Annotated in this window: 15 protein-coding genes; 1 reads left to right on the top strand and 14 read right to left on the bottom strand. The window is 61.7% G+C overall.

Annotation, left to right across the window (positions count from 1 at the left end):
* The first annotated feature begins 201 nt into the window (after positions 1-201).
* Positions 202-1,683 carry a threonine synthase gene (thrC, locus tag P273_RS0108065; RefSeq protein WP_024627945.1) on the top strand — a complete coding sequence of 494 codons (1,482 nt, stop codon included), beginning with the start codon at positions 202-204 and terminating at the stop codon, positions 1,681-1,683.
* Positions 1,684-1,700: 17 nt separating this feature from the next.
* On the opposite strand, the gene P273_RS0108060 is transcribed toward thrC, so the two are convergent.
* The 14 genes from P273_RS0108060 to P273_RS0107995 all read right to left on the bottom strand — a co-directional run bounded on the left by P273_RS0108060 (position 1,701) and on the right by P273_RS0107995 (position 18,440).
* Positions 1,701-2,417 (bottom strand): ABC-2 transporter permease, encoded by a 717-nt coding sequence (locus tag P273_RS0108060; protein ID WP_024627944.1) that lies wholly within the window; start codon positions 2,415-2,417, stop codon positions 1,701-1,703.
* Complete coding sequence (locus P273_RS0108055) at positions 2,414-3,388, bottom strand: ABC transporter ATP-binding protein (RefSeq protein ID WP_155804742.1); 975 nt, start codon at positions 3,386-3,388, stop codon at positions 2,414-2,416. The genes P273_RS0108060 and P273_RS0108055 overlap by 4 nt, the downstream gene beginning before the upstream one ends.
* Before the next feature lie 4 nt (positions 3,389-3,392).
* Positions 3,393-3,800, bottom strand: coding sequence for a GntR family transcriptional regulator (locus tag P273_RS0108050; protein WP_024627942.1), 408 nt, complete (start codon positions 3,798-3,800; stop codon positions 3,393-3,395).
* A 432-nt stretch (positions 3,801-4,232) separates the two neighbouring features.
* Entirely contained in the window at positions 4,233-6,005 is a 1,773-nt protein-coding gene (locus tag P273_RS0108045; RefSeq protein ID WP_024627941.1) for a DNA repair protein RecN, read from the bottom strand.
* Entirely contained in the window at positions 6,005-6,943 is a 939-nt protein-coding gene (locus P273_RS0108040; protein ID WP_024627940.1) for an NAD kinase, read from the bottom strand. The genes P273_RS0108045 and P273_RS0108040 overlap by 1 nt, the downstream gene beginning before the upstream one ends.
* Before the next feature lie 70 nt (positions 6,944-7,013).
* Positions 7,014-8,327, bottom strand: coding sequence for an ATP-dependent Clp protease ATP-binding subunit ClpX (gene clpX / locus P273_RS0108035; RefSeq protein ID WP_024627939.1), 1,314 nt, complete (start codon positions 8,325-8,327; stop codon positions 7,014-7,016).
* Between the two features lie 145 nt (positions 8,328-8,472).
* Positions 8,473-9,141 carry an ATP-dependent Clp protease proteolytic subunit gene (locus P273_RS0108030; RefSeq protein WP_024627938.1) on the bottom strand — a complete coding sequence of 223 codons (669 nt, stop codon included), beginning with the start codon at positions 9,139-9,141 and terminating at the stop codon, positions 8,473-8,475.
* Between the two features lie 9 nt (positions 9,142-9,150).
* The gene (locus tag P273_RS0108025) at positions 9,151-9,738 is read right to left on the bottom strand and encodes an ATP-dependent Clp protease proteolytic subunit (protein ID WP_029676324.1); all 588 of its coding nucleotides are present in this window, start codon (positions 9,736-9,738) and stop codon (positions 9,151-9,153) included.
* A 179-nt stretch (positions 9,739-9,917) separates the two neighbouring features.
* A complete protein-coding gene (tig, locus tag P273_RS0108020; protein ID WP_024627936.1) occupies positions 9,918-11,294 on the bottom strand; it encodes a trigger factor in 1,377 nt (458 codons plus the stop codon).
* A gap of 49 nt (positions 11,295-11,343) precedes the next feature.
* Complete coding sequence (locus tag P273_RS0108015; protein ID WP_024627935.1) at positions 11,344-12,630, bottom strand: HRDC domain-containing protein; 1,287 nt, start codon at positions 12,628-12,630, stop codon at positions 11,344-11,346.
* A 296-nt stretch (positions 12,631-12,926) separates the two neighbouring features.
* On the bottom strand, positions 12,927-13,808 hold the full coding sequence (gene pflA, locus P273_RS0108010) for a pyruvate formate-lyase-activating protein (RefSeq protein ID WP_024627934.1): 882 nt from the start codon (positions 13,806-13,808) through the stop codon (positions 12,927-12,929).
* Positions 13,809-13,906: 98 nt separating this feature from the next.
* Positions 13,907-16,282 carry a formate C-acetyltransferase gene (gene pflB, locus P273_RS0108005; RefSeq protein WP_024627933.1) on the bottom strand — a complete coding sequence of 792 codons (2,376 nt, stop codon included), beginning with the start codon at positions 16,280-16,282 and terminating at the stop codon, positions 13,907-13,909.
* Between the two features lie 242 nt (positions 16,283-16,524).
* Positions 16,525-16,761: a hypothetical protein gene (locus P273_RS0108000; RefSeq protein ID WP_024627932.1), complete on the bottom strand. Its 237-nt coding sequence runs from the start codon at positions 16,759-16,761 to the stop codon at positions 16,525-16,527.
* Positions 16,762-16,766: 5 nt separating this feature from the next.
* Complete coding sequence (locus P273_RS0107995) at positions 16,767-18,440, bottom strand: NAD+ synthase (RefSeq protein WP_024627931.1); 1,674 nt, start codon at positions 18,438-18,440, stop codon at positions 16,767-16,769.
* Positions 18,441-18,517 lie beyond the last annotated feature (77 nt).

Here is an 18,517-nt window from a genome sequence, read left to right as displayed (position 1 = left end):
GTCGCTCCTTTGTCTGTAACGTACAGCCTCGGATACAGGGGCTGGTGGGCAACACTGTACGCCATGCCGACCCCTGGCAGGCCCTGGCGTCCACAGACAGTTTCCTCCGCGAGCCGAGCAAGGCCATGGTTCGGACCCCTGCACGGGGTAGAATGCCCTGGTAATGATCAGTTCGGCGACATGGCGGAGGGGCAGGCAACCATGAGCACATACCACAGCACCCGAGGCGGCAAGGAGCAGCTGCAGTCCAAGCAGGCCATCAGACGAGGCCTGGCTCCTGACGGTGGACTCTACGTCAGCGATGGACTGGACGCACTGACCATCGACCCTGCCGACGTTGCCGGCCTGGACTACAAGGGCACGGCCAAACTGGTCCTTTCGAGACTGCTGAGCGATTACTCTTCCGCTCAGCTGGACTCCTGCCTGGACGCAGCCTACGGAGAGCAGTGGTCCGATCCGGCAATAACCCCTCTGGTGGACCTGGGCGGCAACGACTTCGTACTGGAGCTCTTCCGCGGGCCCACCTCGGCCTTCAAGGATGTGGCCCTGCAGCTTCTGCCGAGACTGATGGCCCTGGCCGGGGACGATGGCGAACGGATCATGGTGCTCACGGCCACCTCCGGAGACACGGGCAAGGCGGCGCTGGCCGGTTTCGCAGACGCGCCGGGCACGGGCATCACTGTTTTCTATCCTCAGGGCAAGGTCAGTCAGATCCAACGCCTGCAGATGGTCACCCAGGAGGGCGGCAACCTGCAGGTCTGCGCGGTTCGGGGCAATTTCGACGATGCCCAGTCCGCAGTCAAGTCCATCTTCGCCGACGCTGATCTGGCTCATGAGCTGGACGAGAAGGCCTCAACGGTTCTCTCGTCGGCCAACTCCATCAATGTGGGCCGCCTGGCCCCGCAGGTCGTCTACTACTTCCGGACCTACGGGTCCCTGATGGAACGGGGAGTGATCAGACCTGGGGATCCGGTCGAATTCTGCGTGCCCACTGGCAACTTCGGCGATGTGCTGGCCGGATACTACGCCAAGATGATGGGCCTTCCGGTGGCCCGCCTGACCGTGGCCTCGGACCGCAACCGGGTCCTCAACGACTTCCTGACCACAGGCGTCTATGACCGCAACCGCCCCTTCTACGCCACCACCTCCCCCAGCATGGACATCCTGATCTCCTCCAACCTGGAGCGGATGCTCTACTACATGGCCGGCGGCGACACCGAGCTGATCGCCTCGCTTATGGCCGATTTGGAGTCCAAGGGACGCTACCAGGTGCCTGAGGCCCTGCTGACCAGAATCCGCGGGCTCTTCTCCTGCGGCTGGGCCGACGAGGACCAGGTGGGATCAGCCATCAGCGGCTGCTGGGAGGACCGGGGATACCTGATCGATCCGCACACGGCCTGCGGCTACCAGGTCATGACAGGGCAGACCGACAGGGATCCTGCCGTGCCCCGGGTGCTGCTGTCCACGGCCAGCCCCTATAAGTTCCCCCGGGTGGTCTGCCAATCCCTGGGCCTGGAGACCCCGGACAGCGACTTCGACTGCATGGACATCCTGGCCGAGTCCACCAACACCAGGCCCCCCAAGGCTCTGCGCACCCTGGAAAACGCGCCTGTGCGCTTCCAGGACTGCATCGATCCCGGAGATATGTCCGACTACGTCCGCCACGCGGTCATGCAGTCCTGAAGCCTGAGCGAATTGACTCAGATCTCCTTCCTGGCATAGACCTTGCGAGATATGGCTATCGAAACCATGTCAGCCGCCAGAATCACCGCCAGCCCGAGGAGCACCGGCCGCCACAGGTCGGATGTCAAAAAACGCATGATTGAATTCCAGACGGCCCCCCAGTCAAAGGGCAGCCAACTGCCGACAAGGGCCGTTAGTGGTACCAAACCAAGAAGCGCCAGAAAAGCTATCACGGCTTTGGCCATTTCCAGCCAATAAAACAGGGGCGCAGCTACTGCAAAGAGCAAAGACTCCGACATGAACAATCCCAGAGCAAACAGGACGGTAGCACGCCAATGGTCCTGACCCTGCAAAAACGAATCAGCAACGCAGAAATAGAATATTGCATAGCCGCAAGACTGAACCAGGACCAGCAGACTTACAGCAGCATAGCGTCCGAATACCTGGTGATCACGTGTTATGGGCAGCAGACCGTTCAACCGAATCGCCGCATTGCTGAAATCGACAAACAAACCAGATACCAGGCCTACAATCAGTCCGATTCCCGTGCCGGCCACCAATCCCGTCAACGCATTCCGTGCATCATCCCCATCATTGCCCGTCAGGGCCATGACCAGGTTCAGCAGGATTCCGATGACGGGCGCAGACAGGAAAATCAGCACACCAACCCAAGTTCTCCCTGCTCCTGAGAAACGTTGCATGTCCAGCCTGATCTGCTCGGCTATCGCCTTCATGACTCCACCTTCTTGTTCTTGTCGGCCGCAGCAGGTGGGCCTGCGGTCAGTCTGATGATGTTGTCAAAGTCGGCCCGCTCCACCAGGTAGCGGTCCTCTGAAGGCTCCATGGCGGTTGGGGAAGCCGATGCCAGAAAATCCTTCAAGCGTTCAGTGGGCACCAGAGCCTCGAAACCTGTGGCGGAGCGCTGCAAACCCATCAGATAGGGTATCTGCGCTCTAGCCAGATCGTCCGGCCCCCCTCTTACGACCTGGAAAGCCTCCATCAACTCGTCCTTGGGGCCGGTGTAGAAGACAGACCCCCGATTGATATAGGTGACGAAGTCAGCCACCCGTTCGAGATCCGCGGTGATGTGCGTGGAGAAAAGCACCGAGTGACGGCCGTCGCCGATGTAGTCCAGCAGAATATCCATGAGCTCGTCCCTGGCCAGGACATCCAGACCGCTGGTGGGCTCGTCCAGAATCAAGAGCCTTGCATCGTGGCTGAGGGCGACGGCCAGCATCAGCTTCATCTGCATGCCACGGGAAAGCTTGCCGATCTTACGGTTTTCCTGCAGACCGAACCGACGCAGATAGTCGTGGTAGCGATCACTGTCCCAAGAGGGATACATGGGTGCCATCACTGGCTCGACGGCCTTGACCTTCCATGCCTCCGGGAAATAAATGGAATCGAAGACCACGCCCAGGTCTGCTTTGACCTCCTCCTCCTGGCTCAAGGGATCACGGCCCAAAATGCTGATTGCTCCGCTGTCCCGGCGGGTCATATTGAGCAAGAGCCGGATCAGAGTGGATTTGCCTGCGCCGTTGGGACCTATCAATCCCATGATGTAGCCCATGGGCAGGTCCATGGTGACCTGGTGCAGGCGGAAACCCGTGCCGTCGGCCTTGGCGTAGCTTTTCCCCAGGTCACTGACGCGCAGGGCATAGTCGACATCTTCGCCAGAGGTTGTCATCACCGGTGATGCGCACATGCTGCTATTCCTTTCCTTCTTCGGACGCGGGCGCAGAACCCCTGTTGCCAATCAGGCCGTCGAGCAGGCCGCGAATCCGATCCGGCTCCATGCCGGCCCGACGAGCCGTATCGACTGCCTCTCCCAGCAGGGACTGCACGCGGTCCTCCAGATGCTGCCTCATGACCTGGTCGCCGCTGTCGGCCACGAAGGTCCCCTTGCCTTGGATGTTCTCCACCAAACCCTCTTGAGCGAGTTCGGTATAGGCGCGGGTCACGGTCAGCACGGACACCCTGAGCTCCTGTGAGAGATGTCGCAGGGAAGGCAGTCCCTCCCCCGCTTTCAGGTCTCCGGTCAGGATGGCCGAACGTATCTGGTCCTCGATCTGCCGATAAATCGGCTGCCCGGACAGGGATGAGATGATCAGCTTCATCCAAACCCCTTTCATTGATTGTCAGCACGACCCTGGCTGAGCTGTGCCGGTGTTCATATATACACTATAACAGTTCAATCATGGAGACAAACTCCGACCTTGATCTTCCAAGGGGTAGTTCATGGATTGATAGATACGTCTCTAGTGCCGAAATTCCCGGCCGATCACAATTTCAGACAAAATCCATTTGGGCCAGGTCGCCGCCGCATTGTTCATGTCGAGGGCGGATACGGTATCATCAACGAAAATCCAGCATGTTCGTTGCCGCACGGCCGCCAACAGCCGATTGCCTACCGTCAAAGCGTCAGAATGAGAGCATGCAGCAGCACGCCGCAAAAAGCGACAAAGTCGTCAGCAACAAAGTCGTCGCAACTGGTCAAAGTCGCTGAATCGAGGGACTTCGGCATGGCAAAGTTGAGCCGACAATCAGACCTATCGGGCCTGGAGCCTGCTGGAGGCCAGAAGCTCTTGGGCGTGCTTCAGGGAGGTAGTGGACTCGCTGCCCGCCAGCATCCGGGCGATCTCCCGCTCCCTGTCCTCGCCCTCCACCTGGCGGACCAGGGTCTCTACGGCATCGCCGCCTTCACGTCCCTTGGCCACGACGAACTGCCGATCGGCCCAGGAAGCCACCTGCGGCAGGTGGGTGACCACGATCACCTGGGCGGTGACGGCCAACCGGGCCAGACGACGACCCAGCTCGACGGCAGCCCGACCGCCGACTCCAGCATCCACCTCGTCGAAGATGAAGGTCATCGTCGGGTCGCCAACCTGGGAATCCAGACCATTATGCCCATCTCCAGCGCCGTCAGATCCCGATGAGGTCCGGCCTTCGGCGGCCACCAGCTCCAGGGCCAGCATGAGTCGGCTGAGTTCGCCGCCCGAGGCGCTCTTGCCCATGGGCAGAAGGTCCGAACCTGGATATGGTCTGAAGAGAAAGTCGATCTGATCCAGACCATGCGCATCCATAGCCTGGTCCTGGCGTGGTCTGACACGGATCTCCAACCCAGCGCCCGCCATGGCCAGGGAGCGCAATTCGCCGTCGACGAGTTCGCTCAGCCTTCGTGCAGCCTTGCCCCGTGACGCAGACAGATTCCGCGCGGCCTTCAGGGCGCTCCCGCGAAGCTGCTCAACCTGGACCTGAAGCTCCTCCAGCTTCTCAGGTGAGGCATCCATGTCCTCAAGTTCAAACGCAGCCTTCTTGCGCCAGGCCAGAACGTCGTCGATGTCTGGTCCCCAGCGCCGGGTCAGCTCATCCAGATCGTGGATGCGGGCGTTGATCTTGTCAAGATCGCCCTCCTGGCCTTCGTCGTCCAGCTGGCTGCTCAGGGTGAAGACCAGGTCGGACAGGTCGGCATTCAGCGAGCGCAGCCGCTGGGCCGACTCCTGAAAGACCCCCTCTACACCGATGCCTTCCAAGGCGGCGATGGCTCGTTCTACCAGGGCCGTAGCCGATGGTGAGTCTGCATCCGGGTCAATCTGGCCGGCGTCCAAGGCGGATAGTGCGGACATGACTCCCTGACTGATCTGGGCAGCATGTTCGATCCGGTCTCTCTGGGCCTTGAGTTCACGATCCTCGCCGGGATGGGGGTCGACACGGTCGATCCGGGCGATGGACTCGCGAAGATAATCAGCCTGGGCCATAGCGCCGGACTGCTGGTTGCGCAGCTCCTCCAGATGGTCCTGGGCCTGTCGGTACTGCCTCCAGGCCTTGGAAAAAGCCTCCAGCTGCAGACCGTCACCGGCATAGGCATCCAGAAATTCGCGCTGCCGGGCCGGACTGGCCATACGCATCTGATCCGCCTGGCCATGGACGGTGACCAGCATGCCGGCCACCTCCTCCAGCAGGCCACGAGGGGCCGTCCTGCCGTTCAGAGCGGCACGGGAACGCCCCTTGACAGGCATGGTTCTCGCCAGGAAGATCTGTCCTTCATCCTCCAAGGGCAGGCCAGCCTCGGTTATGGCAGCGGTCACTGGATTCCCGGCTCCTGCCGCACCAGCATCAAAAATCCCCTGGACCCAGGACTCATGTGCTCCAGGCGACACCAATTGCGGACGGGCAGTGGATCCCGAGATCAGCCTGATGGCGTTGAGCAGCATGGACTTGCCAGCCCCGGTCTCCCCGGTGATGGCCGTCATGCCAGCAGCAGGCCGTAGCAGGGCATGATGGATGGGACCCAGGTCTCGTACTTCCAGCTCTTCCAGCATCAGTGCTCCTTGTTCGACTCCTGCGGCTCCCCCTGGTCCTGCCCGTCTGCAGCCGCCGAGGGGCGATGCTGCTCCCTCCAGCCGACCACCGGCAGGTCGAACTTGGAGACCAGCCGTCTGGTGAAGGGCACCCCGGACAGCCTGGCCAGCCTCAGGATGTCATGGGACTGCCGCACCACAATGCGGGACTGCTTGGGCACAGGCCGTTGACGGCGCCCGTCATTGCAGATCCAGCCGGCCGACTGGGAATCACCCAGAATATCCAGGGTGAACTGCGACTTCGGGCCGATGATCAGGGATCGGGCAAAGAGGGCGTGGGCAGCTATGGGCACCATCTGCAGCGACTGCGCATCCGGCCAGACGATGGGCCCGCCCACCGAAAAGGCATAGGCCGTCGATCCGGTCGGGGTGGCCACAATCATGCCGTCGCAGCCGAAGGAGCTCATCTCCACATCGTCCACTCGGACCGACACCTCGATCATCTTGCCCCGATCATATCGTTCCAGGGTCATGTCATTAAGGGCCCAGTCGCTCAGTGGTCGATCGGCTCCGGGTATCCACAGGTCCACATGGGCCACCATGCGCTCGTCGATGGAGTAGTCATGATCGGCCACTCGACGAATGGCCTCGCCTATCTGGAAGCTTTCGAATTCCGCCAAGAACCCCACATGACCCAGATTGACCCCCAGGATGGGCACCTGGGTGCCCTTGACCAGCTCCGCAGCACGCAGAATGGTCCCATCGCCGCCCAGAACGATGACGATCTCGGTGTCGTCGGCAACCTTCTGGCTGGGGCTGCCGAACTCCGGGGCGGCGATGTTGTCGACAACCGAGACGCGGAATCCGTCCCGGCGCAGCTGCTCCTCGACCTCGTCCACCAGGTGGCCGCTTGCCAGGACCCTGCTGTGCGTGACCACGACAGCGCTACGAGCACCCATGGGTCCTCCCTTCCGGCATCAATGATCATCCTATCGGGCCCGGCCAACAGCGGTGCTCATCACGGCGGGGTCAGGCCAAACGACGACCAGTGGCTGCGGCCATGCCTTGCCCGGTCTCGTAGCGGGGCGATCCCGTCCCGTCCACGGCATCGGCATCCACCACAACACGGGAGACATCCGTCCTGTCGGGCAGCTCGAACATGGTCGCCTCCAGGGTGTGCTCAATGATTCCGCGCAACCCCCGGGCGCCCACCTTGCGCTCCAGGGCGATGGCAGCAACACGGTCTAGGGCAGCATCGGTGAAGACCAGATCGGCCCCGTCATCCAGGAACATGCGCCGGTACTGGTCGACCAGGGCATTGTCCGGTTCGGTCAGCACCCGCCGCAGCTCATGGGCGCCCAGCGGCTCCAGGGTGGAGATGACCGGCAACCGCCCCACGAACTCGGGAAGCAAACCAAACTGTTCCAGATCCTCGGCCCTGACCTGGCTCATGACCCGATCGTCGGGTACCCTATCGCTCCCCTGAGTTGCCGAGAATCCGCTCTCCCGCAGACCCAGCCGCCGGCGGACGATCTCCTCAAGACCGACGAAGGCGCCGCCGCAGATGAAGAGGATGTTGGCCGTGTCCATGACGACCGTGCGGACATCGCCGTGCCGCCGCGAACCCTGTACCGGCACACGGGCCTGGGTGCCCTCGATGATCTTGAGCAGGGCCTGCTGAACCCCCTCGCCGGACACATCCCTGGTGATGGAGGTGTTCTCGCCAGACTTTCTGGCGATCTTGTCAATCTCATCGATGTAGATGATGCCGCGCTGGGCCAGATCCATGTTGCCGTCGGCAGCCTGAAGCAGCCCCTGCAGGACGGACTCCACGTCCTCGCCCACATATCCGGCCTCGGTAAGGCTGGTGGCGTCCACAATGACGAAGGGGACATTCATGATGGTGGCCAGGGTTCGTGCCAGGTAGGTCTTGCCCACGCCGGTGGGACCCATGAGCAGGATGTTGGACTTGTCCACCTGGACGCGCGGGGCCGCATCCTTGCCTCCAAACGCAGCGTCGGCAATACGGCCTCGGTCTCCCAGGTCCATATTGACGCGCTTGTAGTGGTTGTAGACAGCCACTGACAGGGTGCGCTTGGCGGCCTCCTGGCCTATCACATACCTATTCAGATAGGCGAATATCTTTGAGGGTGCAGGCAGGGTCACCCGCCGGTCGGCAGCATCCTTGGCCATATCCTCCTGGATGATCTGGGCGCATAGACGTATGCATTCGTCGCAGATGGCGCAGGAAGGCCCTTTGACCAGGCGGCGCACCTGGTGCTCGTCCTTGCCGCAGAACTCGCAGCGATTCAGTCCGTCATTGTAGCTGACCACACGGCCCATGGCTCTCCCTTCCCGGAGAATCCGCAAGGATCGCCGAAATCACATTCTGACTGACATCGTCCATGATGCCAAAAACGTCCGGAGGCCGTGGGTCCCGAGGACCCGCCGCCATCCGGACGATCAATCTTGCGCGCAGTCACTGGAGCTAATTGCGGTGCTCCAGGACTTCGTCCACCATCCCGTAATCCTTGGCCTGCTGGGCGGTCAGAATGGTGTCCACCTCGATGTCCTTGCGGATCTTGTCGACATCCTGGCCGGTGTGCTTGGCCAGGGTCTCCTCCAGCCAGGTGCGCATGCGCAGCATCTCCTTGGCCTGGATCTCGATCTCGGTGGCCTTGCCGAAGTCCTGCTCCATGGCCGGCTGATGAATCAGCACACGGGCGTTGGGCAGGATCAGCCGCTTGCCCTTGGTGCCGGCCGCCAGCAGAACGGCAGCAGCCGAGGCAGCCTGGCCCAGGCAGACAGTCTGCACATCGGGCTTGATGTACTGCATGGTGTCATAGATGGCGGTCATGGCCGTCATGGATCCTCCCGGCGAGTTGATGTAGATGATCACGTCGCGATTGGGATCCTGGCTCTCCAGAACCAGGAGCTGGGCCATGATATCGTCCGAGGAGGTGTCATCCACCTGGACGCCCATGAAGATGATCCTGTCGTCGAAGAGCCTGGTGTAGGGGTCCTGACGCTTGTAGCCGTAGGGGGTGCGCTCCTCGAACTGCGGCAGCACATAGCGGTCGGCGGGCATGGCGGCCAGGCCGCGAGGGCCGGCCAGTCGACGGGCCCGTGCTACGAATTGCGCTTCTTCAGATGCCATGTGGAGTGCTCACTTCCCTTGATCCGCGGTCATAGTGCCGTGGGTGGTCACGATCCGGTCGACGAAGCCATACTCCAGGGCCTGCTGGGCCGTGAACCAGTGATCGTATTCGTTGTCCCGGTAGATCTCCTCCAGGGTGTGGCCGGTCTGCTCGGCCGTCAGCTGGGAGAGCGTGCGCTTCATGTCCATGATCAGCTCGGCGTTGATCCTGACGTCAGTGGCCGTGCCTCCGACGCCGCCCGAGGGCTGATGCATGAGCACCCGTGCATGAGAGGTGACGAAGCGCTTGCCCTTGGCCCCGCTGGAGAGCAGGAACTGGCCCATGGAGGCCGCCATGCCAACCGCAACCGTGGCCACGTCAGGCTCGATCAGCTGCATGGTGTCGTAGATGGCCATGCCGGCCGTAATGGAGCCGCCAGGCGAGTTGATATAGAGCCAGATATCCTTCTTGGGATCCTCGGCCGCCAGCATCAGCATCTGTGCGCAGATGACGTTGGCGTTGGCGTCCTTGACCTCGTCCCCCAGCCAGATGATCCTGTCCTTGAGCAGTCGGTTGAAGATGGGATCGGTCGGCGCAGGGGCCTCCCCCTCCTCCATCACGGGACTGGTTGCCAATGAGTTGTTCACCCTGTCTCCTTCGATAAACGTATCTGTATTGAGAGTAGCCCCCGCAATCGACGCGGTCTTGGTCTTTCCGCTCTTTGCGCAACCGCTACGACAGGGCCGCACCCAGGCTGTTTCGCCACTGGGTGCGGCCCTATTCGCTGCTTTGAAAGCTACTCCTGATCCTGGGAGAGCTGGTCAGCCACTTCAGCCGCGGCGGAGGCCGCCTGGACGCTCTCGTCCTGCTCCTCCTGGGCCTCGGGCTCATCCTCGCCCAGGAAGCGGCTCAGGTCCACCTCTTGGCCATCGGGATCCTTGAAGGTGACGGCCCGCATGCCGGCCAGCATGCCCTTGGAGCGGCCGACCTCCTGCACAGCAGAACCCAGCTGTCCGTTGCGGACGATGCCGTTGATGAAGGCGCTGGGATCCATGCCATACTGCTGGGCGATGGAGGCCAGGAAGTTGGTCACGTCGGCCTGGCTGACCGTGATGCCCAGCTTCTCAGCCAGAGCGTCCAGGGTCATCTGGTCGCGCAGCTCCTTCTCCACGCTCTTCTCGGCCTCGGCCTTCTCGTCCTTGCTGGCCTTGTCGGGATCCTTACCAGTGTTCTTGAGCTGATCGGTCACCATGGACTGCTTGATGCCCTTGGGCACCGGGATGTCCAGGCCGTCCTGAAGCTTGGCAATGAAGGCGTCGCGGGCGTCAGTGGCCTGCCGACCCTCGGCATCCACCTGGCACTGCTTGCGCACGTCCTCGCGCAGCTCCTTCAGGGTCTCGAACTCCGAGGCCTCCTTGGCGAACTCGTCGTCCAGGTCGGGCAGCTCCTCGGCCTTGACCGAGTTGACCTTGACCTTGATCTGGGCCTTCTCGCCCTGGTGCTCACCGGCCTCCAGGGTGCCCTCGAAGGTGGTCTCTTCCCCTGCGGACAGCCCGTCCAGGGCCTCATCCAGGCCGTCCAGCATGGTGTTGGAGCCCAACTCGTAGCTGACCCCCTGCTGGGAGTCCACGGACTCGCCGTCGATGACGGCATCCAGGTCGATGTTGGCGTAATCGCCCTTGGAGGCGGGACGATCCACACTGACCAGGGTGCCGAAACGCTGACGCAGGTTGTCCAGACGCTTGTCCACGTCCTCGTCGGTGACGGCGGGCTTGGGGACCTCAATCTCCATGCCCTCAATGTCGGGGAGCTCGAACTTGGGACGAATCTCCACCTCGGCGGTGAACTTGAGCTTGGTGTCGTCCTTAGCGGAGGAGGGGATGTCCTTGACATCGATCTGCGGCTGGGCCATGGCGTGCAGCTGCTTCTCCTCCAGGGCCTTGGAGTAGAGCTCGGGCACGCCGGCGTTGACGGCCTCGCCCGCCACGCTGGCAAAGCCTACGCGCTGATCGATGATGGGTCCGGGCACATGGCCCTTACGGAAGCCGGGGATGGTCACCTGCTTGCCGATCTCCTTACGGGCCTGATCCAGGTAGGGGTTCAGCTCATCGGGATCGACGGTGATGGTGAGCCTGACCTTGGTGGGCTCGAGGTTTCTGACGCTGATTTTCACGCTGCGCTCCAATTCATCCAAACCGTTTGATCTGCCAGTAAGGCAACCGTTACATAATAGCGCGAGTCAGGGACTCTGACAGGAGCGAAACCTGCCAGGGACGGGCACCCTCCTGACGCAGGAAGTCGGCTACGTCACGCTTCTCCGGTTGATCGGTCCAGCAGAGGTTGCGCAGGTAGCGGGGCTTGATCAGAATATCGTCGGGGGTGTTGGTCTGGCGTCCCACTTCAGTCACCGCCTTGCGGGCTGCCTCCAGCCTGGCAAACCGGTCCGGATGACGGTGCCGCCAGACCTGCATGGACTTGGGGGCGTTGGTCTCTTCACACCGAGGCTTGGGAGGCACCGGCAGTTCCTCGGTGGGCAGATGCAAGGCATCCAGAATGGCCTGCTTCCATACCGAGGGCCTGACCCGGCGCTGGATGGGCGCATAGCGCTCGAACATGCGGTCCTGCTCGCCGCCGGTGTGGATTCTGACCCGCTCGTTCAAGGATCGGATGGCTCGGAACTGGGCGTTGTTGCGGGGCTTGAGCCTGCCTGCCTCGATGATGGCCTTGTCAGGCAGAAGGAGCGTCGGTGCTATGTCGTTGCTTCTGGCCAGCTGGTCTCGGGTGGTCCACAGCGAACGGGCCACAGCCAGGCCTCGGCGGTCATTGTGCAGGGAGTTGATATGCGAGATATGCCGCCAGGGCTGCTCAGGCTCCGGCTTGGGGATTTTGCCCTGCTCCAGCAGCCAGGCGAATTCCTGCCTGGCCCACTCATCCTTGCCGTGACGGCGCAGGTCCTCCAGCTCTCGCGTTCGCACTTGATCCAGCAGCTCCACGTCCAAGGCGGCGTAATTACGCCAATCACGGGGCAGAGGGCGGTAGGACCAGTCAGCGGCAGAGTGCTCCTTGGCCAGCGTCAGTCCCAGATAGTGCGCAGTCACTGCAGACAGGCCGTAATGACCCAGGTTGAGCATCCTGGCCGCCAGCTCGGTGTCGAAGAGCGATGAGGGCCTCATGCACAATGCATAGAAGCCAGGCAGATCCTGAGGGGAGTCATGAATGATCCACTGGGCCCCATCGACAGCCTTATTGAATTCCGACCAGTCGCAGCCCGCTTGCATCAGAGCTGGTGGGTCCAGCAGGAATATACCCGCCCCCTGGCGCTTGAACTGGACCAGATAGTCGTCGTGGCCATAGCGGAAGCCCGAGGCCCGTTCAGCATCCGCGGCCAGTGCACCGCTCCCCTGAGACAGCAACCGACAGGCCCGGTGGTATCCGTCCATATCGTCGATGACCGACGGTACACCCTGGGCGGGCTCTGAAAGCAGCTGCGTCTTAGGTTCCGTGGTCACCTGCGCTCAACCTCTTTTGTAGTTTGTCTTCCATCACGCCACCGGGCCGATCGGCCCGGAAAACACACGCCTGAAAGCATAGTCCATGGCCTCAACCCACCGATAATCATTTGCTGAGCAGACCTCGTCGACAATTTACCGATTAACATGGTCAGCCATTTCCCAAGCCATCCATTCTTCGTGCCAGTCATTTGCTGATTGGCCGGCGGGCCTTCACTCAGGCAAACAAAACTCCCCACGACATCTGCCGTGGGGAGTTACAAGCAATTATTCTGGTTCCTCCTGGGTCCTGAGGCTCAGTAGACCACGAAGCCGTGGGCCTCCAGCTGCTTCTTGACCCGATCCTTCAGAGCCGCAGAGGGGCCTTTGGCATCCTCGAGCGGGTAGGGGATACGCAGCTCATGCCACTTGGGCCGTCCCAGTTGATGGAAGGGAAGCACATCAATGTGCTCAATCGCATCCTTGAACTGTTCGCATACCCGCGCAACGTTCTCGACGTTCTCCTCTGAGTCGGTCAGCCCCGGCACCAGCACGAAGCGAACCCAGATCTTGCTGCCGCGTGCAGCCAGACGCTTGCCGAATTCGATCGTAGGGGCCAGCGTACCGCCGGTCACCTTCTTGTAGGTGGCCTCATCGCCGGATTTGACATCCAGCAGGCACAGGTCGATGTCGTCAATCATGGCATCGGTGTAGTTGCGGTTGAGGAAGCCCGAGGTGTCCAGGCAAGTGTGGACGCCCATTTCCTTGGCGGCTCGGAAGACCCTTGAGACGAAAGCGGCCTGCATCATAGATTCGCCGCCGCTGAAGGTGATTCCTCCGCCCGTGCTCTTGAAAAGATCCTGGTAGCGGGCCACCTTGTCGATCATGGCTTGCAGGTATACGGGCTGGCCATCCCGCATCTTCCAGGTGTCCGGATTCTGGCAATACTGGCAACGCAGGGGGCATCCGCTCATGAAGACGGTCATCCTTGTGCCCGGCCCGTCCACTGAAGTGTTGATGTCCCAGGAGTGAACAAAACCAATGTCGCCCGTGCGCAGGGCATTCATTCGGTCGTGGCGATCCAGTCCTATGGGCGATTCGAACCCCGAAAGGCCGCCCATCAGGGTCTGGCTCTGGTAGACCTTGGATTCCTTCAGCATGTGCGGCTGTGTGGTACGGAAGGTGGTGGTCTCCGTCATCGGATCCTCCTGAAAAAGACGAAAAGGGGGCGGGGCCTTGGTGCGCCCCGCCCCATGATTCACCGTCTCATCAACGGTTGACTATCGCACAAGTGCGATCAGTCGGTCACCGCGCCCTGGTGGAAGGTGCGGGAGATCACGTCGAGCTGCTGCTCGCGGGTCAGCTTGACAAAGTTGACGGCGTAGCCCGAGACGCGCACGGTCAGGTGCGGGTACTTCTCGGGGTGCTCGACGGCATCCTCCAGCTGCTCCTTGCGCAGGACGTTGATGTTGGCGTGGTAGAGCCCGTGGCCGTTGCCGGCGTCCAGGATGCCCACCAGGTTGTTAATGCGCTCATCCTCGTCGCGGCCCAGACCGTCAGGGGTGATCGTGTTGGTCAGCGAGATGCCGTCCAGGGCATCGTCATAGTCGATCTTGCCGACGGAGAACATGGAGGGCAGCATACCGTGCGAATCCATGCCGTTCTCGGGGTTGGCGCCGGGAGCATACGGGGTGCCCTTCTTGTGGCCGGAGGGGAAGGACCCGGTGTTCTTGCCATACTCCACGTTGGAGGTGATGGTCAGAATGGACTGGGTCGGCACAGCGCCACGGTAGACGGGCAGGCGCTTGATCTGGCCCATAACGGTGGACACAGTCCACTTGGCCAGGTCGTCGGCGCGATCGTCATCGTTGCCGTAGATCGGGAACTCGCCAACAGTCTTGTAGTTGACGATCAGGTCGTCGTCAGCGCCCTCGACATACTCAGGAGTGCCCTTGGCATCCTTGTTGTAGATCGGGTAGACCTTGGCGTACTTGATAGCCGACAGGGAGTCAGCGGCGATGGACAGGCCGGACATGCCACAACCCAGGGTGCGGTAAACCTCCTTGTCGTGCAGGGCCATCTCAATGGACTCGTAGTCGTACTTATCGTGCATGTAGTGGATGATGTTCAGGGCCTCGACGTAGGTCTCGCTCAGCCACTCCAGGGCCTTCTCGTAATTGTCCTTGACCTCCTGGAAGTCCAGAGAACCGTCTTCCTTGGGGGTGACAGGCTTGATTACGTCCTTGTCGATGACCTGCATGCCGGTCATCTCGTCACGGCCGCCGTTCATGGCGTAGAGCAGAGCCTTGGCGGAGTTGACACGGGCGCCGAAGAACTGCATCTGCTTGCCGACCCTCATAGGAGACACGCAGCAGGCGATGGCAGCGTCATCGCCCCAGTGGGCGCGAATGTCCTTGTCGGACTCGTACTGGATGGCGGAGGTGTCGATGGAGATACGGGCGCAGAAGCGCTTGTAGCCCTCGGGCAGCTTCGGATCCCAGAAGATGGTGATGTTGGGCTCAGGGCCGGGTCCAAGGTGCTCCAGGGTCAGGGTGGCCAGCAGACGGAAGGAGGTCTTGGTGACCATGGGCCTGCCGTCGTCGCCGAAGCCAGCGTCGGACCAGGTGGCCCAGTAGGGGTCGCCGGAGAAGATGTTGTCGTAGTCCTTGGTCCGCAGGAAGCGCACGATGCGCAGCTTCATCACGATGTTGTCGATGATCTCCTGAGCATCGGTCTCGTCGATCAGACCAGCGGCCAGATCACGCTCGAAGTAAACGTCGAAGAAGGCGGACAGACGGCCGATGGACATGGCGGCGCCGTCCTGGCTCTTGACCGAGGCCAGGTAGGCCATGTAGGTCCACTGGACAGCTTCCTTGGCGTTCATGGCAGGACGGCTCAGATCCAGGCCGTACTCCTTGCCCAGAGTCAGCAGCTGCTTCAGAGCCTTGATCTGCTCAGCGTGCTCCTCGCGGAAGCGGATCCAGTGCTCGATCTCTTCCTCGGTGAAGTCGTTGCGGTAAGGAATCGAATCCTTGTCGGCCTTCTTGCGAGCAATCAGCTCGTCAATGCCGTACAGGGCCACACGACGGTAGTCGCCAATGATACGGCCGCGGCCGTAAGCATCGGGCAGACCAGTCAGAATCTTGTTGTGGCGGGCCAGCTTGATCCTCTTGGTGTAGACGTCGAAGACACCATCGTTGTGGGTCTTGCGATACCGGGTGAAGATCTTCTTGACCTCGGGGTCGGGCTCCTTGCCGGCCTCCTTGAGGGCCTGCTCAACCATGCGCCAGCCGCCGTAGGGCATCATCGCACGCTTGCAGGGAACGTCGGTCTGCATGCCGACAATCACGTCGTCTTGAGTCTCGCCGGCAGGCTTGCCGTCGATGTATCCGGCCGGGAAGGCGTCAATGCCCGCCGGAGTGTGGGTGTCCACGTCGTAGACGCGCTGCTTGCGCTCCACGGCAAGGAAGTTATCGTCCAGGTAATTCCACAGGAACTTGGTCTTCTCCGTGGCCGGTGCCAGGAAGGATTCGTCACCGGTGTACGGCGTGTAGTTCTTTTGAATGAAGTCGCGAACGTCGATGTCTTTCTTCCAGTCCTCGCCCTTGAAGCCCTTCCAAGCCTTGGCTTGCAGCTCTGCGGGAGAGACGGTGTTGGTCTCAACTGCTGTCATAGTCAACTCCTTGTTGATATGGTCAATGGCGCTTCCTCACACCACTGTCACTTTCAAGTATAGGGGGCGCAATACCACGGGAAACCGAATCGCGACGTGAGCTATATCACACTGAAGGCGGACTCGCAATGGCCGCCACGCCCATATCTAGCAAACTCGCCCGGCACACGGCCTGAGTCCCCATCCGTTCTGATTGCTCAGCCAACTGGTCGCCAAGACAGGTTGCCGATCCGGCTGGAGCTTCATCTGTCAGCTGATGACTGTCCCTGCTCAGGTTCTCCCTCCCAGGCCTGGCGCCAACGACGGTCCTCCTCATCCCATTCCTTGTTCCGGCGCTTGGCGATCTTCCAGGCATCGAGGGCCTCCTGCCTACTGCGGTAGGGGCCCATCCGCCTGTCCTCGGGAGACAGCTTGCCCTGCTCGGGTATGCCGGTGACGGTGTTGAAGTACCATGCCGTCCTCTCCTGTTCGGAACCCATGGCGATCACTCCCTGAAGGCGTTGGTGACGGGCAGCCGACGATCACGACCGAAGGCCAGGGAGGTGACCTTGGGTCCCAGCGGATACTGGCGCCGCTTCCACTCGGCTCGATCCACCAGCCGCATGACCGTGTCGACCGTATCGGGATCGAAACCATCGGCCAGAAGATCAGCCCGACCGTGGGCATGCTCGATGTATGCCTCGAGGACCTTATCGAGCAGGCTATAGTCAGGCAGGGAATCAGAGTCCTTCTGCCCTTGTCGCAGCTCGGCCGAGGGCGGCTTGACGATGGAATTGACCGGGATGGGCTCACGTTCGCCTCTTGCCTGAGCCTGGGCGTTGCGCCAGCGGGCCAGCTGCCAGACCCGGGTCTTGAGCAGATCCTTGATGGGCGCGTAGCCGCCTACTGCATCGCCATAGATAGTTGAGTAACCGCAGGCCAGCTCGGACTTGTTGCCCGTGGCAAGGGCCAGAAGCCCCTCGGCATTGGCGTAGGCCATGACGATGACGCCGCGTATCCGGGCCTGGAGGTTCTCTTCAGCAACTCCTTCCAGGTGCAACTGCCCTTGGAAGGCGTCGAATTCCGGGCCTATGGCTTGAACCACGTAACGCACGCCCAGACGCTGGGCCAGGTCGGCGGCATCATCCCGGGAACCTTCCGAGGAGTAACGGCTGGGCATGGAGATGCCACGCACATGCTCCCCTCCGCAGGCATCGGCGGCCATGGTGGCCACCAGGGCCGAGTCGATCCCGCCCGACAGACCCAGGCAGACACCCGTGAAGTGGTTCTTGGCCATATAGTCTTTTAGACCCAGCACACAGGCCCGATAGACCTCCTCGTCCCCAGGCATCTCTTCGACCATGCAGGACTTGCTGGGCAGGGGGCGCTCCCCTGATGCAGGCAGGGTCCATGTGGACAGATCCTGAACGAATCTGGGCGAGCGCTCCAGCAGGGTGCCATCCTGATCCACCACGAAACTGCCGCCGTCAAAGACCAGGTCGTCCTGCCCGCCCACCTGGTTCAGGTAGAGCAAAGGCGCGCCGACCTGTTTGGCCCGACGAGTCGCCAGCTCGTAGCGGACATGCCCCTTGCCCTCCTCGAAGGGGGAGCCATTGATGGTCACCAATAGGTCGATGTCCCGGCCAGCCAGGTCACTGATGGGGTCGCCCTCCTGCCAGATGTCCTCGCAGATGGCCAGCCCTATCCGGTGCCCTTGCACCTCCAGGACCACGGTCCTATCCCCCGGGGTGAAAATCCTGTACTCGTCAAAGACCCCGTAGTTGGGCAGGAAGTGCTTGTCGTAGCCGGCCTCGACCCGACCCTGGTGCAGGACCACCAGCCGGTTGCGGGGCCGGTCCTGATCCGTATCGGTGCCCACGGTCCCCACAATCACATACAGATTGCCCAGACCCTTCTCCTCCAGCTGCCTGGCCAGACGGTCAGCCCGAGACCAGGCGGCCCGACGAAAGCTGGCGCGGAATGCCAGGTCCTCGATTGGGTAACCGGTCAGGCTCATCTCGGGAAAGACCACCAGGGTCGCCCCCTGCCCAGCCGCCTTTCGGGAGTAGTCCATAATAATGTCAGCGTTGCCGTCAAGATCGCCCACACAGGTGTCGATCTGAGCCAGAGCCACCAGCAGATCGCCATCCCGCCGCGGCTGTTCCTCTTGTATGCCCATATCCATGATTCTAAACCGTGCCAGGGCCGGCCGACGGGCAGACAACCCCATGCGGTGCCGAACCCGAAGAAGGCAGG

The organism is Bifidobacterium sp. A11 (genome assembly GCF_000499185.1).
In the GTDB taxonomy this organism is placed as follows: domain Bacteria; phylum Actinomycetota; class Actinomycetes; order Actinomycetales; family Bifidobacteriaceae; genus Bombiscardovia; species Bombiscardovia mizhiensis.
This window is presented reverse-complemented; position numbering and strand designations above follow the sequence as displayed.